Genomic DNA, 21,913 nt, shown 5'->3' on the forward strand with positions numbered 1-21,913 from the left:
CCCCGACAGGTCACCGCGACGATCCGCGGAGGTCAGGGTCGGGTGGCGGCGGTGATGAACAGGGGGAGGGCGATGAACAGGCGGTCGGCGGCGGCACGGCGTTCCTGGTCGGCCAGCCACCCGTCCACCCGCTCCCGGCCGTCCACCCCGGCCGCGCGGGCGGTCTCGGCCAGGCCGCGCAGCATGGGCAGCATCCGGTCTCCGGTGAACACCGCGGTGCGCACCTCCACGGTCACCTCGGTGAAGCCGCCGTCCAGCAGCAGGTTGCGGCAGGCGCGGGCGACCCGGGGGCTCGCGACGGTGTCCGCGCGGGCGTGCACCATGGCCCTGGTCAGCGCGGGGTCGGCGGAGTCGATGACGATGGTGTCCCAGTCCTGGCCCACCAGCACGATCCGGCCGCCCGGTGCCAGCACCCGGCGGGCCTCCACCAGCGCCGCGACCGGGTCCAGCAGCTCGTGCAGCACCTTGTCCGCCCGGTACCCGTGCACCTCGCAGTCCCCGAGCGGCAGGTCGGCGGCGTCCCCGAGGCGCACGTCGGTGCCCGGCCAGCGGCGCCGGGCGGCGGCGACCATCCGCGGGTCGGCGTCCACCCCGATGGCGTTGGCGCCGCGTTCGACCAGCTCGGCGACCGCGCGCCCGCCACCGCAGCCCACGTCCACCACGGCGGCGCCCGGCGCCGGCCGCAGCAGCTCGTAGGTCCAGGCGCGCAGCATGGCCGCGCCCGGCAACGCGTCGGCGGTGTCCAGCAGCCGCAGCAGGGCCGGGTCCTCGTTCTCCACGGTGGCGTGCTCGTTCGACATGTCGGCCAGCATCGGACTTAATGTCGACATGAAGTCAAGCCCCGTCCTCGCGGCCATCGGGAAACCCGGCTCCCCCGCCGGCCCGGCGGCGAACGCGTCGCGGACCCCTGGCCGGGGCAGCGCCGTCGCCGGCCGCGGCGCGACGGCACCCCGCCGCATCGGCCGGGCGGTGCGCGCCCGGCGGACCCGGGGTATGTCATGAGCACGGCCCCCCGGCGGATGCTGTCCATCGGCGAGGCCGCCGCCCGGTTCGGGCTGGCGCCGCACGTGCTGCGGCACTGGGAGTCGGCCGGCCTGCTCGCCCCCGCCCGCGTCCGGGGGGATCGGCGTCGCTACGGCGACGAGGACCTCTATCGGATGGCGCTGATCCTTCGCGCCAAAGAGGCCGGCTTCACGCTGGACGACATCCGCGACATGCTGGCCGTCCGCCACCCGGCGGAGCGCCGGGAGATCCTGCGCCGCCACCACGCCGCCCTGGCCCGCCGCATCGCCGAGGCGCGGGCGGCGCTCGACCTGATCGAGACGGCGCTGGACTGTTCGCACGCCGACGTCACCGAGTGCCCGCACTTCCGTGCCGCCGCGCGCACCCGGGCCGGCCTCACCCCGGCCGGCCCGCCGCACCCGCCCGGCGAGGAATGCCACTGCCACCCGGCCAGCGCCCGCTGACCGGGCGTGCTGCAGCCCAGGTGCGCCCCGCCGTCCGCCCGGCCGGCGCGTGCTCGGTCCCAGCGGACCGAGTAGTCCCGGATTCCCTCGCACGCCCGGTGTGTCAGGGCCGTTGGTCTCGGGCCACAACTGGTAGTCGGTCATGGCGGCCTCATGACGGTCGGGTCGGTGGCCACGAGGCGGGCAGCAGCGGAACGTCACCGCCGGGCAGGCGCACGACGACCATGGGTGATGAGCGGAGATGGGAAGCGATCATCGCCTTGCGATGTCCCGCAGGTGGGCGTTCGGCTATCCGGTCCATCCGTCGAGGCTGAACGGCCGGCCGTGCTGGTATGCCCGGATCCCGGTGCGGATGTAGGGGACGATCTGTTCGGGGAGGTCGACAAGGTCGAACCAGTCGATCTTGCTGCATTTACCTGGTTCGGCGTTGACCGGCTCGCCGGTCCACCGCGTGGTGGTGAAGAACATGCCAATGCGGGCTTGGCCGTCAGGGTCTGCGTGGTGGCATACGTGGGCGAAGACCAGTTCGGCGGGATCGATGACGATGTCGAGTTCTTCGATCGCTTCGCGGACCGCGCCGGCGGGCAGAGCCTCGCCTTCTTCGAGGCAGCCACCGGGAACAGACCAAGAGCCGTCGGCGAAACCGGTATTCGCCCTCTTCAGCAGCAGCACCTTGCCGTCTCGAACGAGGATGAGGTGCACGCCGACGTGAGGGCGGAAGATGTGATCGGCCACTGGGCCACGGTACCCGGCCGGCTCGTTGTGGTCGGGTCAAGGAACCGGGCGGCGTCGCGGGTTTGCACGGCGCCGCCCGGTCGGCCGTCAGCCTCGATCGGCCCCAGCGGGAATGAAGGCAGCGATGTGATCGGCGAGTTCGTTGGGGGCGCGGCCGTCGGTGGGCAGCAGGTAGCCGGTCGGGTCGCTGCGGGCGATCTGGTCATAGTGGTCCTGGAGCCGCGCCAGCAGGGCCCGGTCACGCATCAGGTCTCGGTCGCTTTGGGTCTGGTCTCGTTTGGCACGTATCCGTTCGGTGAGGGCGTCCAGATCGGTGCGGAGATAGATGGTCAGGTCGGGGGTGGTGAGGTAGCCGGCGAACGGGGCGATCGCCGAGGCGACGGTGTCGTTTTCAAGGCCGTGGACTGCGGCGTGGTTGGCGATGACAGAGTTGACGTACCGGTCGGCGATGGCGTGCCCGGTCGTGAGGGCTTCCCGGGCGAGGTCGGAGGCGTGGAGAGCGCCGGCGAGGTAGAACGCCAGTTGGGGGAACGCGCGAGCGTGGGCGTTGATGTAGGGCTGCAGCTCGCTGACCGGAGAGGGGACGGTGTGGAAGTGGGAGCAGGCGAACCGTTCAGCCAGGATCGTGGCGAGAGTCGACTTGCCTGACCCGCTGACTCCTTCGAGGACCACGAAGATCCCGCGGCGGGGGGTGTCGGCTGGCTGGTAGGCCTCCGATACCGAGTGGGCAGTGGCAGTGGTCTGCGTAGTGGTCAACGGAGTGTCCCTTCAGTGAAGGCGTCCAGGTGGGCCGAGACCGCCGAGAGCAGCGCGGCCGGGTCATCGGAGTAGGGGGTGACGTCCATGCGCAGGTCGGTGCGGAGCAGGCACGGGGCGAGGGTGCCCGCCGAGTCCAGGCGCAGCGCCCAGAACCCCTCGATGCATTTGCGGCGCGCCGGGCAGGTGGTGCACTGGCCGACGTGGTGGCGGCCGAGGGATGCATCGATGACCTCGATGGTCATCGGCCCGGTGCTGCCGGTGACGGTGAAGACGCGCCTCCCCTGACCGGTTCCGGTGGTCACGACCTGTTCGGCGGTGGCGATGGCCCGCAGGTAGGAGGCGATGTCTACGGAGGGGATCTTGGCTCCGCCGAGGCCCGCGTTGTGATCGGTGTCGACCAGCTCGATGATCTGCAGGCCGGTCCCGAGGTGGCGGGAGTAGGCGATTATGTCCATCACCTCGTGGGCGTTCTGCTCCTGCAGCAGCAGGTTGAGCTCGACGGTCGGGATCACGTCGATGGCGGCCTCGATCCCTGCTTTGATCTTGGCGATGTCGCCCGGTTTCCCTTCGGCGATCGCGGCGATGGACGCGTCGGAGAAGTAGTGCAGCGACACCTTCACCCGATCCAGCGTGGTGTCACCCAGCCAGGGCAGCTCCTTGACGAGAGTCAGACCGTTGGTGATGAGCGTGGTGGTGTACTGGCTGGGCTGGTGGGTGGGGATCCCCTGAAGGACCGGGCGGGCCGCCGGGGACAGTAGGGGCTCGCCTCCGGTGAAGAAGACCCGCCGGATGCCGGCGGCGGTCATCGTGTTGATCGCGTTCAGGTAGTCGGCCGGGGCCAGTGCCCGGCGTCGCGGCTGAATGGTCCGGTCGTGGTGGGTGATCCTCGGTGGGACCTCGCCTTCGTTGTGGCAGAACCAGCTTCCAAGCTGGCAGCGAGGCGTGAAGGAGACCCGTAGTTGGCCGCCGCGGCGGGCGAAGTCGACGGCGCCGCCGGAGAGGCCTGGCATGGGGAGATCGGTGAGAGCGCTCACCAAGGCTCACCTTCTCTGGTCTGCCGGCCCTAGGGCGGCCGGCGTTGCTTTGTCCTGCATCACGGTCCGCTGCGGCAGGTGAACGCATCAATGTCGCTGTTCGCCCGGGACATTGCCATCAAAGGCAATGCCTCGCGCGTGTCGGCAGGACTACTCTCGGTGCAGGTTGTTCGCGCCGGAGGTCCACGATGGCCACGATGAGCCGAGCACGACGGGCCGAGCTGCAACGCCGAGCCCAAGAGATACGTCTCACCTGCCAACGCGACGGCATTGCCGTCGAGCAGATCGCCCTGGCGATCCTCGATGCCCTGCAGCCGGAGATGCGGCGCCTTGAGGCGTGGAGGATCGCCTACGGCTGGTCCAGGCCGCAGTGCGTCGCCGATCGTGGACGTGGCGGCAGGCGGCACCAGCGGAAGCGAGGACCCGATGCGACGTCGGACATTGATGGCCGCGGCGGGTCTGTCAGTGCCGCTGCACCTGCTGGACAGGCTGGATGAGGCGCTCGCCTTGACCCCGTCGCCGGCGCATGCGGCCGAGGTGGGGGACGTCAAGGCGGCGCTGGCCGGAGCGCGCCGGGCGTATGACGCCGGGAAGCTGGCAGCGGTGGTCGGCGGGCTACCTGATCTGCTGGCATCGGCACAGCACGCCGCGGAGCGTACGGGGACGCCGTCGTCGCTGGTGTTGTTGGCGGCGTGTTATGACGTGGCGACCGGAGCGTTGAACAAGATCGGCAGAAGGCCGGCGAGCCGGATCACCGCGGACCGGTCGTCGGCGTCCTCGGCGCGGTCGGGTTCGGTGGCCGCGATGGCCGCTTCGGCGCGAGCGCTGGGGATCGTGCTGCGGCATGAGGGGCGCCCGGAGATCGCCGAGCGGGTGACGTTGCAGGCGGCTGGGCGGTTGGAGGCGGCAGGGCTGCGTACAACGGTGAAGGCGGCGGTGTATGTACGGATGCTGTGCACGTGCGGCTACAACGCCGCCCAGGCCGGGGACCGGGACCGGGCGTTGGAGCTGATCGGCGAGGCGGAGCGGGTGTCGCGGATTTCGCGGGGAGGCGATGGGGTATCGCCTCAGGTGACGCTGTATCGCGTCAGTGTGCACTGGGCGCTCGGCGATGCCGGGACAGCGCTGCACGCGGGTCGTGGCCTACGGCCGGAGCAGTTCCCCACCCCGGAGCGCCGGGGGCGGCTGCACACCGACCTGGCACGGGCGTGGTGGATGTGGGGCAAGCCAGAGCAGACCGCCCACGCGCTGCTCGCCGCCGGCCAGGAGGCGCCGAGCGAGGTACGCGACCGGCCGGCGATCCGGGCGATCGCCGGAGAGTTGGTGGCCCGGCATCCGCGAGTGGCCGGCGTTGGGCAGCTGGCGGCGGTGCTCGACCGCGGGTAGGGCTCGGGGGTTGCGATCGGAGCGGACGTCTGTTGCGTCCCCGGCGAGGCTGGGCGGGTAGCGAAGTCCCGGACGGCGACTGCCGGGTGCCGGGGAGCCCGGTCAGGGCCGGGTCTCGCGGCCGAGCCAGAAGGCCAGCCATCCGACGACCGCCATGGCGACCGCCCCCGCGACACCCCAGCGCGCCGGAACCGGCATGACCGCGGACAGGGTCGCGGCCGTATAGACCACGCAGGGCAGCCCGGCGGCGAATGCGAGCACGAATCCGTCCAGGCCCATCACCACCGCGCAGGCCAGGTGGAACCCGAGCGCGGTCAACGCGGCGGCCGATCACCCCGCGGACCCCGGTCTCCGCGACCTGGCCCACCTCACCCCCAACACCGGCCTGGCCGACCACCCCGGTCTGCCCTCGGACGCCCAGCACTCCGCGGACCCCGGTCTCGGCGACCTGGCCCACCTCCCCGTGCACCCCGACCTGCCCGACCACCCCCGTCTGGCCCCGGACACCCACCACGCCGCGCACCCCGGTCTCCGCGACCTGGCCGACCTCGCCCCGCTCCCCCACGTACGAGACCTGACCCACCGCGCCGAGCACGCCCCGGATGGACCGCTGGTCCACGTAGACCGGCCGCAGCCGGTAGTCGTCCACCCGGTTGAGCAGCGCCTTCCACAGGTCGGCCGGCGTCGCGTACGCCTTGCGGAAGTTCATCAGCCCGGCGATGCGTAAGGCGGCCGCGGTGACGGTCACGCAGCTGTTGGTGTCCAGGTCGTAGATTCCGGGGTTCGCCCGCTTGTCGTTCATGTACTTCACGACATCGGCGACCTTCTGGTCGGAGATCGAGAAGGACAGCTTGTCGGCGAACTCCGCGCGGCGGACGTCGTCCACGTTGGGGTTCACGTACATCTTGGTGCCGTGCTCCTCGCGCCACACGTCCAGCGAGGTGCGCTTGCCGGTGGAGTCGCGCACCTCGACCATCACGTGTCCGAAGTCGTAGATGTATCCGGCGCCGCCGAGGATGCCTTTCGCCGGGCGGTAGTACACGGTGAGGGTGCCTGCCATCTCGTCTCCCTGCTCGGCCGGAGCCTCGACACCTCGTGATACGGACGCCGATCGCCCGCCCTGAACGTACTTTTCGACGGCTGACATCTGGTTGCCGTCCGATTTCAGGCTGATCCGGCCCGGTGACGGAACGGTCGCCTTATCGGTTGGATCCCGCCGCGCGCCGGGTACGTCCTGGTACTTCCACGGTGGTAGGCGCGGCAGGTTCTCATCCCGGGAGGTACGCCGGCGGCCGCTCGGTGCGGGACGCCGGACCACCCAGGCCGGGCGAGGATCTCGGTCTATGAGAATCCCCGTCAGGTACGCCCAGGCAGCAGCGACGCTGGCCACCGGGCTGCTCGCCGGTGCGTTCGGGTACGGCGCGGCGAACGTGGTGCCCACGTTCGCCGCCGTGCCGCTGGACGTCCGGCTGACCTTCCACACCGCGATGATGAAGGTCAACGAACCGGTCATGCAGAGCGCGATGGCGCTGGCCATCCTGTCCACCGCCGCTCTGGCGGTGGCCGAGCGCGGGCCGGCCCGCCGGACGGCGGCGGTGGCCGCCGGGCTCACCATGACCTCGCTGCTGGTCACCGTCTTCGGCAACGTCCCGTTGCACGGGCACTTCCGCCGGTGGGCCGCCACGTCCGTCGTCCCCGAGGGATACACCGGGATCCTGGCGCGGTGGGAGACCTTCCACACGATCCGGACCGGCACCGCGCTGGCGGCGTTCGTGCTGGTCATCGCGGTCGGCGCCCTGGCCCGGCCCGCGACGCCGGCCGCTCGGAGGCCGGCATGACCCGCCCGCGCCGGATCGTCCGGGCCGTCCGCGTCGCGCTGGCCGTGCTGGTCGGGCTGCCCGCGCTGGGCCTGGCCGGGCTGCTGCTGTGGGACGGCGGGGTGAACGACGATCCGCGCCGCGAGATCGCCGACGGCGTCCGCGTCGACCTGCGCACGGCGACCACCCGGCTGGGCCCGGTGGAGTACGACCTGTACGGGACGCGGGGGCCGGTCGTGCTGGTCGTGCACGCCGGGCTGGGCGGCGCCGACCAGGGCCGGCTGTTCGCCGACTGGCTGCGCGGCGACGGGTTCCGCATCCTGAGCCCGTCCCGCCCCGGATACCTCGGCACCCCGCTGGACAGCGGCCGGACCAACGAGGAGCAGGCCGACCTGCTGGCAGCGCTGCTGGACGGGCTCGGGATCGACCGGGTCGGCGTTCTGGCGATCTCGGCGGGCGGCCCGGTCGGTTACACGTTCGCGGCCCGCCACCCCGGCCGGGTCTGGGGCGTGGTCGCGATCAGCGCGCAGAGCACACCCCGGCCCGCCGCCGAGCCTGCCCCGGTACAGCGGGCCTTTCTGAACGCCATCGGCCAGAAGATCGCCGCGCTGACGGCGAAGATCTCCCTAGAGGCCATCGTCAAGGGAACCCTGGACGAGACCAGCACCTTCACCGCCGAGCAGCGGGCGGCCCGGGTCGCGTACATCATGGGCACGCCCCGGGTGCGGGCGTTCTTCCAGGCGATGTTCGCCACCACGTTCCCCTACCAGCGGCGCTGGCCAGGGACCGACAACGACGCCGCGCAGCTCCGGCACACCGGCCCGCCGCTGGAGCGCATCACGGCTCCGACGCTGGTGGTGCACGGCAGGCAGGACGGCGACGTGCCGTTCTCCGACGGCGAGTACGCGGCCGGCCGGATCCCCCGCGCCGAACACCACTGGCTGGAGCAGGACGACCACCTGGCCTTCTGGCTCAGCCCGGCGGCGCCGCGAGCGCAGGCGACCGCCCGGACGTTCCTCCGCCGCCACGCACCTCGCTGACCGGACCGCGCGGGCCGATGACCGGACCGCGCGGACCGCGGCCGGCGCCGGCCGCCATATCGCCTCGACCGCATGGCACCGGCGACGCGGACCCGCGCGTCAGCCCATGGTCTTGGCACCGTCCAGCGCCTCGCGGATGATGTCGGCGTGCCCGGCGTGCTGGGCGGTCTCGGCGATGACGTGCAGCAGCACCCGCCGGACCGACCAGCGCGCCCCCGGCTCGAACCACGGCGCCTTCGGCAGCTCGTGCGAGGCGTCCAGGTCGGGCAGCGTGGCCACCAGCTCGTCGGTGCGCGCCGCCACCTGCTCGTAGCCCTCCAGCAGACCGGCCAGCGTCTCGCCCTCACCCATGCGATGCTGACCCGCCCAGTCCTCCGGCTCCAGCCGCATGGCATCCGCGCCGCCGGTCGCGAAGCCCATCCACAGCGACTCGGTGGTGGCGACGTGCTTGATCAGGCCGCCCAGGGTCAGCTCGCTCACCGTCGTCCGCCGGGCGGCCTGCTCGTCGTCCAGCCCCCGCACGGTCTGGCGCAGGAACCCCCGGTGCTTGGCCAGCGTCTGCAGCAGATCGCGCCGCTCGCCGCTCAGGGTCTCGTTCGACACGGTCATCCGGTCCGCCTTCCGGTTCTGGACATCACGAACTCACCGGCCGGCCCGGCGGCCTCCGGTCAGGGATGTCGGATTCTCGCGGCCCACCACGCGCGGCTCAACTGCCGCACCCGGTGTCTCACTCGCACACACCCACGACCATAGCCCTCACCACCGACATTTCCCGGGCCGGCGACCTCCTGCTCCCCAGTGAGTACGAGCACCCGGCCGTACGCCGCCCCGAGCCGTTTGGAAAGAGCCGCTTTTCCCCATCGCCCTTACGATAATTGCGGCACATCCGGGCAGATGACGTCAGTCTCCGCAAATCCAGAGAATGTTATTGACGCACGGCAAGAGACGTGCCAGACATCGCCGTGGCCGTACGTCAGGCGGTCACCTTCGTGGCAGTATCTTGAGCGAAAAGCGGAGCCCTCGACAGCCAGCGAGCTGGGAGAAGCCGAGCAGCCATCCTACGGACAGTGGAAGCAGGAGTTGAGCATGGACGGCCCTGACCGCCTTCGTAGTAATGGGATGCCGGAGTACCTGGTCGAGCGGAACCCCGGATATTTCGAGTACCAACTGCCGATCTCGGTGAAATTGGTGGTCGACATGGGCGGGAAGGTCCCGCTGCTCATGAACGAGCGGGACGAGTGGGAACTACCAGGCGGGAAGCTTGAGGTCGGTGAGACACCGGAGGTGTGCGTCTACCGGGAGGTCTTCGAGGAGCTGAACCTCACGGTGAGCGTCGAGGAGATCATCGACACCTGGGTCTACGAGATCACCAGAAACCGGCACACCTTCATCGTGAGCTATGGCACCACCTACGACGGCGACGAGCAGGTGCGCAGCTCGAACGAGCACAAGGAGCTCGGGCTGTTCAGCTACCTTGAGGTGCCGGCCCTGCGCATGCCCGAACCTTACAAGCGCACCATCCAGACCTGGCAGAAGATCATCACGCAGCGATGACCCGATAGGACCTCCCCGACGCCGGATCCCCGGCCAGGTCCGGGGCGTGGTCGCGATCAGCGCGGAGCACGCCCCGGCCCGCCGCCGAACCCGCCCCGGCGCCTCGGGCCGTCACGGTCGCGAAGAAGGCTGAACCGCGTCGTTGTCGATCGCGGCCTCGTAGAACGCGTCGGCGAGCGCCGCGATGACCTCCTGGCCCCTGGGCCCGTCGGTGAAGAAGTAGTCGGCCATGGTGTTGTGCGCGTGCTGGTTGTCGGCGACGGCCTCGCTGACGGCGGACTGGAAGTCCGCCGACTCCACGAACTGCTTCTTGGAGTTCACCCGGGTCTGCTGGACCAGGTTGGTGTCGGCGAGCAGCCGCTGCAGGAGTCCCTGCACGAACTCCTGGATCTGGGACCTGGCGAACGACTCGGCACCGAAGAGGTCGTTCAGCTTCTCGATGACGACCTGGAGCGCGACGTACTTCGGCTCCTTCCTGGTGCCGGTGCCGGCCGCGCCGATCCCCTTCAGCTGCCCGTCCCCGGTCAGCGAGATGTCGACCGGGATCCCCTTGCTGTGCTTCACGCCGGCCAGCACCACGTCCGATAGGTCGACGTCGGCGCTCCAAGAGGAATCGGCGATGACCTTGTCCAGCAGCCGGAGGAAGATCGAGAGCATCTCCAGGTACGGGTCGCCGTAGTCGAGAATCTGGCTCATGAAGTCGTACAGCCGCACGTAGGTGGCGACGTCCTTGCGGAAGAGGTCGAGCGTGTTGAGCGTGACCTTGTCGTCGGCCTCGATCGCCGCCGCGTAGCGACGCCGGAACTCGTGCTGGGCCGGGCTGATCGCCGCCGAGAGCGCGTTGTTGCCCTTGCGGGCGACCCACAGCTCGGCGACCTGGCGGACCTGCTCCCTGGTGTAGACCCCTGCCTGGGCGAGCTTGTCCGCCAGGTTGATGACGACGTACGGGTCGGTCTCGGTCTCCAGGGTGGCGTCGGTGTAGTACGGCTCGAAGGCGGCCCTGATGTCGTCGGGCTTGTTGACGAAGTCGATGACGAACGTCTTGGCCTTCTGCTCCCCGCCGGCGGTGCGGTGGGTGCGGTTGAGCCGGGAGAGCGTCTGCACGGCGGTGACCCCCGACAGCCTCTTGTCGACGTACATCGCCGAGAGCAGCGGCTGGTCGAAGCCGGTCTGGAACTTGTTGGCGACCAGCATGACCTTGAACGTGTCGCCCTTGAACGCCGCGGCCAGATCGGCGCCCGCTCCGGGGTTCATGTTGGCCTCGGTGAACTCGACGTCCTTGGCCGGCGCCGGCCCCCAGTCCTGGCTCCACGTCTCGTCCTCGGGCATCGACACCGAGCCGGAGAAGGCGACTAAAGTCCGGTAGTTGTACGACGCGTCCTCGGCGGCCCGCCTGGCAATGTAGGCGTCGATGGCCTTCTTGTACTTCACCGCCGCCTTGCGCGAGTCGGTGACGACCATCGCCTTCGCCCGGCCTTCCAGCAGGTGGGCGACGCTGACGTGGAAGTGTTCCACGATGATCTGCACCTTCTGGCCGATGTTGGTGGGGTGCAGCTTCACCCACCGCATCAGCCCCTTGCGCGCGGCCGACTCCTCGACCTCGCCGCCGTCGCCGCTCTCGGCCTTGCCGATGATCTGCAACGCGGTCTCGTACGACTGGTACCCCTTGAGCACGTCGAGGATGTAGCCCTCCTCGATCGCCTGCTTCATCGAGTACAGGTGGAACTCGCGCGGCCGGCCGTCCGGCCCCTTCCGGCCGAACAGCTCCAAGGTCTTGTTCTTCGGCGTCGCGGTGAAGGCGAAGTAGGAGATGTTCTTCGACTCGGCCCGCTCGGCCATCTCCGCGGCCAGGACCGTCTCGACGTCGACCGGGCCACCGTCCTCGATGTCCTTGATCTCCTCGGCGGTCAGCACCTGCTTCAGCTTCGAGGAGATCTGCCCCGACTGCGAGGAGTGCGCCTCGTCGGCGATGACCGCGAACCGCCTGCCCTTCAGGCCGGAGTCGGCCCGGATCTCGTCGAGCGCGAACGGGAACGTCTGCACCGTCACCGCGATGATCAGCTCGCCGTTCTTCAACGCCTGGGCCAGCAGGCCGGACTTCGACGTCGCGCCGGCCTTGCGCACGTCCTCGGGGCTGATCGTCGCAACGATGTTCCCGCTGCCGTCGATCTGCCGGATCGCGTCCTGGAGCTGCCCGTCGAGCACCGTCCGGTCGACGACCACGATGACCGAGTCGAACACCTTCCGGTCGTCGACGTGCAGCCGGGCGAGGCGGTGCGCGGTCCAGGCGATCGTGTTCGTCTTCCCCGATCCGGCGGAGTGCTCGATCAGGTATCGCTGGCCGACCCCCTCCTCGGCCACGGCCTCCACGATCTTGGTGACCGCCTCCCACTGGTGGAAGCGGGGGAACAGCATGCTCGTCCGGCGCACCGGCGTGCCGGTCGCGATGTCCCACTCCTCCCTGGTCTCCACGATCATCAGCCGGCCGATGATGGTGAGCCAGGCGTGCTTCTCCCAGATCCGCTCCCACAGGTACGCCGTCGCCGACCGCCCGCCGGTGGCGGGCGGGTTCCCGGCACCGTTCTCGTAGCCGACGTTGAACGGCAGGAAGTGCGTATCCTCGCCCTCCAGCCGGGTGGTCATCGCGGCCAGGCCGTTGGAGACCGCGAAGTGCACCAGCGCCCGGTGCCCGAACGACAGCAGCGGCTCGCGCCGGCCGCCGGTCAGCGGGTTGCGTTCCTTCTGGTACTGCCGGATCGCCTCGGTCAGCGACTGGGTGAAGTCGGTCTTCAGCTCCACCGTCGCGACCGGGAGCCCGTTGACGAAGAACACCAGGTCGATGCTGCGCTGGTCGGCGGTCGAGAAGTGCACCTGCCGCATCACCCGGACCCGCATCGCCGCGTAGTGCGCGTTCGTCGTCTCGTTCAGCGATGTCTCCGGCCGGAACTGCGCCATTTTCAACCGGCCGCCGCCGATGTACTGCACCCCACCGCGCAGGATGTTCAGCATCCCGCCGCCGTGCTCCAGCGGCCGGTCCAGCGCCGCGGCCAGCACATCGAGGAACTTCCCCGCCGACCCCGCCGCCTTCAACGCCTTCTCGTACGCCGCCTGCTGCGTCGCCCCCAGCCAGGCGAACAGGTCCTCGGGAAAGAGCGCCCGCTCTGGGTCGTACCCGGTGTCGTTCTCCGAGTACAGCCAGCCGTGGGCCGCAAGGTGTTCGCAGATCTCAGCCTCGAAGGCGACCTCATGGTGGTCGGCCATCACGCCGCCCCACGCACGTCGATCTCCCCCGTCACAGCCGCCGAGATCAGCGCGCCTCTGCGCTCCCGCGAGAGTTCGATGAACCGCCTGGTTTCGCCGATCAAGGTGTCGATAGCAGCAACTTTCGTATCCAAGTCAACAGCAATTCGGCGCTGTAAATTAAGAGAGAAGATCGGCAACGGCAACTCACGCAGAGCCCCTACATTGAAGTGTCCTTGAATTGCTCCAACGGAGCCTTCATTGATACGAGAAGCGGCCACAGGAGAATTGAGATACCAGACAAGAAAATCTGCGTCAATCCCTGCCCCCGGGCGAACTATGAGTATATCAATAGCATTAGCACCATCAAGCGATTTAGGGATCTTGGCGGCTGCACCAGCCTGACCAGTTCGGACCACAACAACATCTCCCGCATTGAGGCGAGACTTGGGGTTTGCTTCATCACCTTCAGCGGAGATGTACACCAGGTCACGAGCAGAAACAGATCCTCGGCTGATGTTAAGGCCGCGCAGGGCAGGTACGCCGTCATCTACATACCACCGGGAAGGCTGCACGACGATGCCGACAGTGACGTCTCGGACTACGCGTTTCAGAGGCTGCTGCGCCTGAGCGTTAAGGAAGGCGGCACCGGTGACTGCCTCGCGACGTTCGTGGAGCAGCTCGATCAGGCGCTGCTGCTCCTCGATGAGCGTGTCGATGCGGACGGTCTCGCGGTCGAGATAGTCAACGACAGCGCGCTGATACATGAGGGGAGGCACGGTCAGCCGAAACTGCTTCAGAGCTTCGCACGTAAGGCCGCCCTTCGTGCTTCCGTTCTCCTCGCTGAGGTATCGGAGCTCGTCGTAAGCCGCCCTGAGTGACCACAAAAGATAATCCGGAACCCACCGGCTCGGGTCAGGAGTAACGTACGCAACGTGCTGGTTCAGCGTGGCCTCAATGTCGAGGATGGTTGCCATGCCGCGAGTCTTCCCCTGGCCCGTCAGACCGACCAGAACAGAGCCGGGAGCAACAACTGGCAGGTGGCACTCTCGGAGGGCCGCGGCAGTCACGAACTGTTCGGCTCGAGTGACACGAGACTCGTTGACGACGGAGCTGTTCAGCCATGGGACGGCACCACTGTCCCAATAGATGGTGCTGTCCCGCCTCGGAGTCGATCCGTTGCCGATCCGAGCCGTGCGCCCAAGCTTTTCTACGGGCCAGGACCTGTCCATCACTGCTCGACCTCCCTCAGGAGGTCGAGGATCTTGGTGACCTGCTTTTCCAGGTCGGCGTCGATTTCGGCGAGGGGGCGGGGTGGGACGTACTTGTAGAAGTGGCGGGTGAAGGGGATCTCGTAGCCGATCTTGACCTTGGTCCAGTCGATCCAGGCGTCGGGGACGTGCGGCTTGACCTCGGTGTCGAAGTACGCCTGGATGACTTCGACCTTGGCCGCGGCGCCGGCAGTCGAGCCGCCGTAGGTGAAGGGCACGTTCTCGGTGTCGCGCTTCTTGGCGTCGGGCTTCGGGTTGCCCTTGCGATCGACGACGGGCTTGCCGGCCTCGTCCAGGAGGGGCCGTTCGACGGTGGCGGCCCAGTAGCCGAACTCGTCGTTGCGCAGCACCTTGGAGAAGTCCGGGTCGGCGTCGGTGAAGTCGGCGTACAGCCGGACGACCTGGGCGCGGTCGGTGTCACTGATCTCGCGGCCCTTGGAGCCGAGGTTCTTGCGCATCTTAGTCCAGAACGACGTGCCGTCGATGAGCTGGACCAGGCCCTTACGGTCGGGGTGCTTGGTGTTGTCGAGGATCCAGATGTAGGTGGCGATGCCGGTGTTGAAGAACATGTTGGTCGGCAGCGCGACGATCGCGTCGACCAGGTCGTTCTCCAGCAGCCACTTACGGATGTTGGACGGGCCGGACTCGGCGGCGCCGTTGAAGAGCGGCGAGCCGTTCATCACGATCCCGGCCCGGCCGCCGCCGTCCTCGGGGGCGCGCATCTTGTGCGCCAGGTGCAGCAGGAACAACATCTGGCCATCCGAGGTGGCGGGCAGGCCCGGCGCGAAGCGGCCGTACGGGCCGGCCTCGTCGCGCTCCTTGGTGACGGCCTTGGCGTACTGCTTCCAGTCGACGCCGTACGGCGGATTGGACATGCAGAAGTCGAACTGGCGGCCCTTGAAGGCGTCGTTGGTGAGCGTGTTGCCGAAGGCGATGTTGGACGCGTCGTGGCCCTTGGCGAGCAGGTCGGACTTGCAGATCGCGTACGACTGCGGGTTGTACTCCTGGCCGTAAAGGCTCAGCCGGGCGTCCGGGTTCTGGGCGAGCAGGTGGTCCTCGGCCACGGTGAGCATGCCGCCGGTGCCGGCGGTGGGGTCGTAGATCGTGCGGACGATCCCGGCCTCGGTCAGGGCGGCGTCCTTCTCGGCGAAGAGCAGGTCGACCAGCAGCCGGATCGCGTCACGCGGCGTGTAGTGGTCACCGGAGGTCTCGTTCGCGGCCTCGTTGAACTTGCGGATGATGTACTCGAACGCGTCCCCCATGTCGGCGTTCGACACGACGTCGGGGTGCAGGTCAACGGCGGCGAAGGACTTCACGATCTCGCGCAGGAGACCGGCCTTCTCCAGGGCGATGATCTCCTTCTTGAAGTCGAAGTACTCGAACACATCGACGTCGGCGGAGAACCGGTCGATGTAATCGACGAGGTTGTCCTCAAGCCCGTCCGCGTCCTGCAGCAGGTTGGCGAAGCCGTACTTCGAGGTGTTGTAGAACGGCCGGCCGGTGGCCCTTTTGACCTCGATCCGGAGCCGGTTCGGGTTCTGGTGTGCTGAGGCCAACTCTCGGACGGTCTCGCGGTCCGCCTCCAGAATGCAGTCGAGGCGCCGGAGGATCGTGAACGGGAGAATCACGTTCCCGTACTGGTTGGGGCGGTAGGGACCCCGAAGCCGATCCGCGATCGACCAGATGAAACTACCAAGTGTGCTCACTAGGCTCCTCGGGGGGTCACTCAGCGTGCATGGCTGCGCCGCCCCACAATGCGCGTACAGCAAGGGGGGAACACGTAAGCGGCATCATATTTCTTGCGTGACCGTTCCAATACCGATATCCCGTCACCGAATCTCGTAATTCGGCAGGCGGCGGAACAACAGGCACGTCCCGATGCACGCCACCTGGAGATCTGGCGTGCGCCGCGGGCCGTCGAGGAAGCTCACCCGCCCCACCGGCGACCACCCGTCGCCGGTGGGCGCCGTTCGCCCAGAGCCGGATGGGACGCACCGGGCGCACATCCCGGGGAACGACATACGGACGACGTGGCCACCGAACCGGGATGCCTCGCCGCGACACCGGCAGGCGGTTCCGGCCCTCCAGGCCGCCGCCTAACGTCGCCAAGCGACCAGCGGCGCCACCCGGGCCCGCGAGACCCGGCCGACCGCGCCACGCGCCACGTCCATGCCGGAGCACTCGGCGGGCGCCCGACTGCGCCCGTTCTTCCCCCTATCGGAAAGCGGTGGCCGTTCTCCCATGTCCAGCGGTCCGGCTCGGCGAGAGCCTTTCCCGGCGGTCCAGCGCATCCGGTACACCGTGTGGTGCGCCGGGCTGGCCGTCCTGTTGCTGATCACCAGCACCCAGGCATGGGTATGTGATCACGCGGTGCTCCTCTCGCTGTGGGAGTTGCCACAGCACGACGGACGGGACGTCAGCGGGCATGGGATGAGCGCGCTTGGCATGCTGCTGCTCGCCCTCGCGCTGACCCTGCTCGCCGCCTGGTGGCCGGCCCGCCCGGTGGTGCTGTGCGCGCTGCTCGCGGCGGTGCTGAGCTTCTTGAACACCATGTGGCTGCACCAGGCGCTCACTGGCACTCCCACCCGCCTTCCCGGATTCCCGGCCTCGATCACCGCCGGCCCCGGAGTGGCCGCCGCGCTCGCCGAGACGCTCGCGCTCATGCTCGGCCTGGGTCTGCTGGCCCTGGTCGACAGCGCGCCCGACGTCCAGGCGGCGCCGGGGCGGCCCGTGGCCGGCTCGGCGTCCCGCACGGCTGCCGCCGCCGTCCGCCCGCCCGACGGCTGCCCGGCGAGGCACCGCGCCCTCGTCCCGCAGCCTGCCGACCGCGCCGCACAGCCTGCCGGCCTCGGCCCGCAGCCTGCCGGCCTCCCCCGCCGGCTCCGGTACGCCGCCCAGGGGTCCGTGCTCGCCGTGCTGCTCCTGCTCGCCGAGACGCTGCCGTGGGCGGCCCGCCACCTTCGCCACCCGGACGGCACCGAGACGACCGGGCACCTGTCGCTGTGGGAGTTGGCCGCCGGGTCGGCCGGTGACCGCCTGGTCCCGGCCGCCGAGCTGGCGCTCACCCTGCTGGTCGTCTCCTGCCTGCTGATGCTGCTGATCGCCGCCGAACCGGATCGCTTCGTCGCCGCCTGGGTCCTGCTGTCGCTCGTCCTCACCCTCCCGGCCGCCGTCCGGCTGCACCTCGCCCTGTCCGCGTCCCCGATGGGCGACGAGGGCGCGACGCTGACGGCGCTTCCCGGCGAGGCGGTGGCGCTCGCCGTGCTCATCGCGGCAATGGTGGCGGTCGCGGCGCTGCTCCTCCCCCGGGGCCGGCGAACCTTCCGCAGGCGGCGGACCGCCCCGGCATCCGGCGAGCCCGGCGCCCATCGCGCCCCCTGAATCCCCTTCTGGCGGCCCGGCCTTCACTCCGGGCCGCATTCCGGTCGGCGCCCATCGCGGCGATGAAACGCCGTAAATAGCCGATAGCTTCCACCTAGTGCAATTGACGGGACCAACCACGCTCTATCTGACAAACAACGCAGACTTGATGAGTTGATCTCCCTTTCCGCCGGGAAATCTGCGTTACGGTGGGGCCGGGGCTTACCGCGGTGCCGAAGGTGGACAAGGGGGATCGGCGTGAGCACACCGCCGCCAGGGACCGGACCGCTGTCGCCGGAGTTCTCCGGCATCGACCCGCACCTGATGGGCGGCTTCATCACCGAGCTGGAGCACGCCCGCGGCGTGATCGGTGAACGCACCGAGGCCATCCGCCGGGTCTTCGCCGCCAACGGCGTCCCGGCCGCCTCGCTCGACCCGATCGCCGAGGTCGAGCGCTGGATCGACGAGCGCCTCCCCGACCTGCGCCGCCGCAACCAGATAGCCCAGGCCACCGCCACCCTCCCCGACTGGTCCCCCGACGGTTCCGCCGGCCTGGTGCCGTACGAGGAGAAATCCACCCTGCCCGTCGCCGAGGCCCGCCGGCTCGGCCGGGACCTCGCCGCCGACTACCACAAGGCGGGGCTGAACAACGTCCTGGACATCGGCCTCAACGACCGGTACCGCGCCATCGTGGACCGGCTGAACGAGCACGCGAACGACGCGGAGTTCACCGCCGCCTTCTTCGCCGCCCTCGGCGCCCGCGAGACGGTCATGCTGGCCGAGCGCCTCCGCCACGGCATCACCGAGGACGAGGACGGGGCGATCGCCGCCGTCAGCCGCGCGTTCGCCACGGCGATCAGCGGCGGCGCGGCCGTGGCCGGGTTCGCCGCCGTCAGCAAGGCGATGAAGGGCAAGGCGGAGAGCGAGAAGGAACGCCGCAGCATGGGCGACCTGCTGTCGGCCGGCCGGTTCCCCACCGAATGGCTGGCCCAGGTCGTCGCCACCCAGGTCTTCACGCCCGGTGACAAGACCTCCGGCAAGACCCTCGCCCCCTACCTGGCGGCCCTGGCCAAGGACCCCGGTGCCGCGCGGCTCGCCGTCTCGCTCGCCACCCGGGACGCACCGCTCCCCCGCGACGTCCTGGCCCGGCTGATGCCCAACCACCCCGCCACCGGCCGGACCGACAGCCGACCGCAGCTCGCCGACTTCCTCAAGAACCTCAACGACCGCGCGGCGATCGACGACACCTCCGCCGACACTTTCGGCAAGCTCCTCGCCGCCGCCTCCGGCGCCTACGACGAGCAGGACGGCCGGCACACCGACGCCGCCGCCCGCTTCGCCTTCACCGTCATGACCACCGCCGACGACTTCAAGCTCGCCGCCCCCACCCGCATCCACCTCTCAGAAATCGCCGGCTCCTACGCCACCGAAATAGCCGTGGGCGCCAATTTCACCGATGTAGACCATCAGTCGGCCAGCACCTTAGGTGCAACGAAGAACCCGGTGCCAGGCCTCAGCGCCGCCTTTCGCTTGAGCCCTCAAGATACCTATCGGTTCATCAAAACGTTCAGCAACACTCTCGACAACCAAGCTCCATTTCAACAAGGAATCGGCGACCTTGCTCTTAGATTGACCGGTACGGCGTCGCCTCAGATCATGGGACCGACAGATATTCGCCGCCTCAGCAACGTTTACCCCCTTCTTGGCGGGCTGCGTGGTCTACAGCTTGCAGCGCGTGAAGCATGGGGCGACGCCAAAAAGCAGGCCGATGAAGAGCAAGGAAAAGCTTTCAGCTGGATATCGGGTAACGAGATGGGCGGACTAGGGATGATCGTCCCCGGGAAAGCCGTGGGGGCTGCCATATGGACATTTCTGTGTGCCGCATGGTCCACAGCAGACACCTTCAAATCAGACCCGCCCGATTACTCGGAAGAGACCCGCAAAGACGACGAGCTGGAGACACTAGGACGCCAGCACACCATCGCAAGTTCTCTTATGGCGATGGGTTTCACAGCGAAGGTATCGATTTCCAACTTCCAAGCCACCCTACCAACAGGAGTCCGGCTAGCGGACGACCAGGGCAATCTATTGCCCTTCACTGAGATCCTTAAGCAAGGAAAGCCAGCTCTAGGAGCTCTTCAGGACTGGTATCGACGAAACGGCATGGGAGAGGGAGACGAGATGGCGATCGGAGAGCAGGCCCGGAAATTAGCCGACCTTTTCGATGGCAGAAAGTCATTTACCAAGGCAAACACGAAGAGCTTAAGCTAAGCAATCATGGCTCCAGGCACAAGGTTTCGCCACTTACCTTGTAGACACCAGGCCTCAGAGAGTCGAGGGTCAGCTTTGCCCCTTCCTTCTTATTCTCTACAACAATAGCGCGCTCCAAGGATTTCCCGTCGACGATCCGATACTCCGCGACACGCGGAAGCGCCCCCAAGAGAGCCGTTCGAATGTTCTCCGGGCTCATTTTATTGTCGAGATCCATACCAGTGGCCGAAAAGGTCTGCTTCGCCTTACCATCAGCACAGGAAATGCTCTTCCCGCCAGGATCCGTGACCATGACGTTCCGCGCGTTCCGCTCTTTCAGAAGACGCAAAATATGAGTCTTGAGGGTTTGGCTCGCCTGAGGCAAAGTAGGAGATCCGTCGGATGCGCATGCCACTAGACTGAAAATCGCAACCAAGGACAGCACCACATATTTGCCCATAGGCCTTAAAAAACGGGACAGGTTAAGCATGCTGGTTGCCTCCAGATCCGATCGCAAGCTGGACGGTCCCCATGATTCCAGTTGCAGCACCGTGCCATCTAGTATCTACTCAACTGAGACTTACCTCGTGGTCGGAGTTTGGCGTTGCCTGTAGATGACGATCTAGTACCGAACCCTCGGCATCACGACCTGGAACTGGCCTTGGCAGAGGTGCGAGCGCATGCTCACATGCTTGAGACTGTGCTGGATCCACCCTGCGCCCGATTTGGTAGCAATAATGTCTGGGTGGGGCCGAAAGCGCGGATGTTCGGCGACGAGTTGAACGGTCGCCGCAACCGGATCAAGAGCGCTGTTCAGCACGTCATTGCAGAGTTGGAAGCGGAGCTGCGCTCCACCCCGAACAAGGTGTCACGCGCGATGGCTTCTGGCATGGCGTCCTGGAGTTGAGGGTTCAGTCAGTGCGCGCCAAGACCCAGGTGTGGTCACGGAAGCTTCTGTGAGCCGGACACCGGCAGCGCGGCCAACGCCGCCTGCCATTCGGCCGTGGTCGCACCGACGTCGGCGAGCAAGGCGTCGAACTCGTGGGCGCGGACCATCACTGTGACACTTTCCCCTGGGGGCCGATCTCGCACGGCTCCTGCGGCGGTGTGGCAGGCCTCCTCAACCTCGCCCGCTCGGGCCAAGGCACCGGCGTAGGCGAGGCGCACCAAGGTGGGATCGTTTGAGTCCCCCGCGTCGTAAGCGGTCAGCGTGCGGGTCACCGCGTCTGCGGCACCGGCCAGATCGCCGAGGTCCGACCGTCCCTTCGCCTCGTAGAAGGCGTGCCGTTCCCGCTGGAAGGACAGGATGCCGGGCTGCACGGCGTCGGCCGGGCAACGGTCCAAGGTGTACCGGGATCGGTTGATGGCGCGGTCGAATGCGGCGCGGTCGCCGAGGGTGGCGTGGGCCAGGGCGGCGAACCCCCACATCCAGGCGATCGCCGGCGTGGCGCCTACGGCGTGTTCCAGCCGGGGGCCGACCATGGCGAGGGCGGCTCTCGGTTCACCCGAGTACGTGGGAATGAGCGCGGTGCTGGCCAGGGCGAGGTCGGCGAGCTGACGATCGCCGGCCTCGTCGGCCGCCCGGGCCGCGGCGGCGTACCAACGGCGTGCCAGACCGAACCGGTCGGCACAGAACATGATCTCACCGATGACGATGGAGAGTTGGGCGCCGACGCGGGTAAGGCGCCGCTGCGCGTCAGCCGGCTGGCGATGACCGAGCAGTTCGCGGACGCTCGTGAGGTGGTGCACCGTCTCGGCCAACGACGACATCGGCGGCACCCGTCCACCGAGCCGCCGCGCCTCATTTTCCAGGTGAAGGAGTCGTGCTTCGCTCACATTGGTCGCGTCGAGCGCCTGTTCCAGCAGGTCCGGCCCCCGGGTGATGCTTTCCGCGAGGCCAACGGCCATGGTCGTGGCGCCAAGATGGAAGACCTCTCGCCGGTTCGTGGCGGCCTCCCGGTGTTCAGGGCGCGGCAATTGGGCGCCTGGGTCTTTCTCTCC

General features: G+C 68.4%; 19 protein-coding genes. 8 read left to right on the forward strand and 11 right to left on the reverse strand.

The annotated features are described in order from the left end of the window. Nucleotides 1–32: 32 nt before the first annotated feature. A complete protein-coding gene (locus tag Sru01_RS18685) occupies nucleotides 33–857 on the reverse strand; it encodes a methyltransferase domain-containing protein (protein ID WP_203987823.1) in 825 nt (274 codons plus the stop codon). Between the two features lie 141 nt (nucleotides 858–998). Here Sru01_RS18685 and Sru01_RS18690 point away from each other — a divergent pair, with 141 nt between their 5' ends. Beyond that, a complete protein-coding gene (locus Sru01_RS18690; RefSeq protein ID WP_203987827.1) occupies nucleotides 999–1,466 on the forward strand; it encodes a MerR family transcriptional regulator in 468 nt (155 codons plus the stop codon). A gap of 288 nt (nucleotides 1,467–1,754) precedes the next feature. Here the strand turns inward: Sru01_RS18690 and Sru01_RS18695 are convergent, their stop codons facing one another. The 3 genes from Sru01_RS18695 to Sru01_RS18705 form a co-directional block, all read right to left on the reverse strand. Then, nucleotides 1,755–2,201, reverse strand: coding sequence for an NUDIX hydrolase (locus Sru01_RS18695; protein ID WP_203987831.1), 447 nt, complete (start codon nucleotides 2,199–2,201; stop codon nucleotides 1,755–1,757). An 87-nt stretch (nucleotides 2,202–2,288) separates the two neighbouring features. Then, nucleotides 2,289–2,957, reverse strand: a complete 669-nt coding sequence (locus tag Sru01_RS18700; RefSeq protein WP_203987834.1) for a dTMP kinase — start codon at nucleotides 2,955–2,957, stop codon at nucleotides 2,289–2,291. Next, nucleotides 2,954–3,994 (reverse strand): radical SAM protein, encoded by a 1,041-nt coding sequence (locus tag Sru01_RS18705; protein WP_203987848.1) that lies wholly within the window; start codon nucleotides 3,992–3,994, stop codon nucleotides 2,954–2,956. The genes Sru01_RS18700 and Sru01_RS18705 overlap by 4 nt, the downstream gene beginning before the upstream one ends. 465 nt (nucleotides 3,995–4,459) lie before the next feature. On the opposite strand from Sru01_RS18705, the gene Sru01_RS35715 reads away from it, so the two are divergent. Further along, the gene (locus Sru01_RS35715; RefSeq protein ID WP_239137540.1) at nucleotides 4,460–5,380 is read left to right on the forward strand and encodes a hypothetical protein; all 921 of its coding nucleotides are present in this window, start codon (nucleotides 4,460–4,462) and stop codon (nucleotides 5,378–5,380) included. A gap of 102 nt (nucleotides 5,381–5,482) precedes the next feature. Here Sru01_RS35715 and Sru01_RS35720 read toward each other — a convergent pair whose 3' ends face one another. After that, nucleotides 5,483–5,698 carry a hypothetical protein gene (locus Sru01_RS35720; RefSeq protein WP_239137541.1) on the reverse strand — a complete coding sequence of 72 codons (216 nt, stop codon included), beginning with the start codon at nucleotides 5,696–5,698 and terminating at the stop codon, nucleotides 5,483–5,485. Between the two features lie 1,025 nt (nucleotides 5,699–6,723). Here Sru01_RS35720 and Sru01_RS18720 point away from each other — a divergent pair. Both Sru01_RS18720 and Sru01_RS18725 read left to right on the forward strand, forming a co-directional pair. Further along, nucleotides 6,724–7,218: an anthrone oxygenase family protein gene (locus Sru01_RS18720; RefSeq protein ID WP_239137542.1), complete on the forward strand. Its 495-nt coding sequence runs from the start codon at nucleotides 6,724–6,726 to the stop codon at nucleotides 7,216–7,218. Beyond that, nucleotides 7,215–8,237 carry an alpha/beta fold hydrolase gene (locus tag Sru01_RS18725; RefSeq protein ID WP_203987868.1) on the forward strand — a complete coding sequence of 341 codons (1,023 nt, stop codon included), beginning with the start codon at nucleotides 7,215–7,217 and terminating at the stop codon, nucleotides 8,235–8,237. Before Sru01_RS18720 ends, Sru01_RS18725 begins: the two co-directional genes overlap by 4 nt. A 99-nt stretch (nucleotides 8,238–8,336) precedes the next feature. On the opposite strand, the gene Sru01_RS18730 is transcribed toward Sru01_RS18725, so the two are convergent. Then, on the reverse strand, nucleotides 8,337–8,846 hold the full coding sequence (locus Sru01_RS18730; protein ID WP_203987871.1) for a DinB family protein: 510 nt from the start codon (nucleotides 8,844–8,846) through the stop codon (nucleotides 8,337–8,339). Nucleotides 8,847–9,323: 477 nt separating this feature from the next. Here Sru01_RS18730 and Sru01_RS18735 point away from each other — a divergent pair, with 477 nt between their 5' ends. Continuing rightward, entirely contained in the window at nucleotides 9,324–9,791 is a 468-nt protein-coding gene (locus Sru01_RS18735; protein WP_239137543.1) for an NUDIX hydrolase, read from the forward strand. A gap of 111 nt (nucleotides 9,792–9,902) precedes the next feature. Here Sru01_RS18735 and Sru01_RS18740 read toward each other — a convergent pair whose 3' ends face one another. The 3 genes from Sru01_RS18740 to Sru01_RS18750 are packed head-to-tail and all read right to left on the reverse strand — an operon-like array spanning nucleotide 9,903 to nucleotide 16,008. Next, the gene (locus Sru01_RS18740) at nucleotides 9,903–13,052 is read right to left on the reverse strand and encodes a type I restriction endonuclease subunit R (protein ID WP_203987874.1); all 3,150 of its coding nucleotides are present in this window, start codon (nucleotides 13,050–13,052) and stop codon (nucleotides 9,903–9,905) included. Further along, on the reverse strand, nucleotides 13,052–14,263 hold the full coding sequence (locus tag Sru01_RS18745; protein WP_239137544.1) for a restriction endonuclease subunit S: 1,212 nt from the start codon (nucleotides 14,261–14,263) through the stop codon (nucleotides 13,052–13,054). Before Sru01_RS18745 ends, Sru01_RS18740 begins: the two co-directional genes overlap by 1 nt. Beyond that, nucleotides 14,263–16,008, reverse strand: coding sequence for a type I restriction-modification system subunit M (locus Sru01_RS18750; protein WP_203987880.1), 1,746 nt, complete (start codon nucleotides 16,006–16,008; stop codon nucleotides 14,263–14,265). Before Sru01_RS18750 ends, Sru01_RS18745 begins: the two co-directional genes overlap by 1 nt. 535 nt (nucleotides 16,009–16,543) lie before the next feature. Between Sru01_RS18750 and Sru01_RS18755 the strand changes: the two genes are divergently transcribed. Both Sru01_RS18755 and Sru01_RS18760 read left to right on the forward strand, forming a co-directional pair. Beyond that, nucleotides 16,544–17,683 (forward strand): hypothetical protein, encoded by a 1,140-nt coding sequence (locus Sru01_RS18755; RefSeq protein ID WP_203987883.1) that lies wholly within the window; start codon nucleotides 16,544–16,546, stop codon nucleotides 17,681–17,683. 237 nt (nucleotides 17,684–17,920) lie between these two features. Next, entirely contained in the window at nucleotides 17,921–19,933 is a 2,013-nt protein-coding gene (locus Sru01_RS18760; protein ID WP_203987886.1) for a hypothetical protein, read from the forward strand. A gap of 4 nt (nucleotides 19,934–19,937) precedes the next feature. Here Sru01_RS18760 and Sru01_RS18765 read toward each other — a convergent pair whose 3' ends face one another. Further along, a complete protein-coding gene (locus Sru01_RS18765; RefSeq protein ID WP_203987888.1) occupies nucleotides 19,938–20,462 on the reverse strand; it encodes a hypothetical protein in 525 nt (174 codons plus the stop codon). Between the two features lie 150 nt (nucleotides 20,463–20,612). Here Sru01_RS18765 and Sru01_RS18770 point away from each other — a divergent pair, with 150 nt between their 5' ends. Next, nucleotides 20,613–20,819, forward strand: coding sequence for a hypothetical protein (locus tag Sru01_RS18770; RefSeq protein WP_203987891.1), 207 nt, complete (start codon nucleotides 20,613–20,615; stop codon nucleotides 20,817–20,819). Between the two features lie 35 nt (nucleotides 20,820–20,854). On the opposite strand, the gene Sru01_RS18775 is transcribed toward Sru01_RS18770, so the two are convergent. Then, nucleotides 20,855–21,913, reverse strand: a 1,059-nt coding sequence (locus Sru01_RS18775; protein ID WP_203987894.1) for an NsdA family TPR-like regulatory protein, incomplete at its 5' end; no start/stop codon positions are given.

Source organism: Sphaerisporangium rufum, assembly GCF_016863395.1.
Classification (GTDB): Bacteria; Actinomycetota; Actinomycetes; order Streptosporangiales; family Streptosporangiaceae; genus Sphaerisporangium; species Sphaerisporangium rufum.

Excerpts from the sequence above, each read along its gene's own strand:
- Sru01_RS18755 (WP_203987883.1), top strand. The coding sequence starts at position 16,544 with ATGTCCAGCGGTCCGGCTCGGCGAGAGCCTTTCCCGGCGGTCCAGCGC.
- Sru01_RS18735 (WP_239137543.1), top strand. The coding sequence starts at position 9,324 with ATGGACGGCCCTGACCGCCTTCGTAGTAATGGGATGCCGGAGTACCTG.
- Sru01_RS18745 (WP_239137544.1), bottom strand. The coding sequence starts at position 14,263 with ATGGACAGGTCCTGGCCCGTAGAAAAGCTTGGGCGCACGGCTCGGATC.
- Sru01_RS18730 (WP_203987871.1), bottom strand. The coding sequence starts at position 8,846 with ATGACCGTGTCGAACGAGACCCTGAGCGGCGAGCGGCGCGATCTGCTG.
- Sru01_RS18685 (WP_203987823.1), bottom strand. The coding sequence starts at position 857 with ATGGCCGCGAGGACGGGGCTTGACTTCATGTCGACATTAAGTCCGATG.
- Sru01_RS18740 (WP_203987874.1), bottom strand. The coding sequence starts at position 13,052 with ATGGCCGACCACCATGAGGTCGCCTTCGAGGCTGAGATCTGCGAACAC.
- Sru01_RS18725 (WP_203987868.1), top strand. The coding sequence starts at position 7,215 with ATGACCCGCCCGCGCCGGATCGTCCGGGCCGTCCGCGTCGCGCTGGCC.
- Sru01_RS18690 (WP_203987827.1), top strand. The coding sequence starts at position 999 with ATGAGCACGGCCCCCCGGCGGATGCTGTCCATCGGCGAGGCCGCCGCC.
- Sru01_RS18720 (WP_239137542.1), top strand. The coding sequence starts at position 6,724 with ATGAGAATCCCCGTCAGGTACGCCCAGGCAGCAGCGACGCTGGCCACC.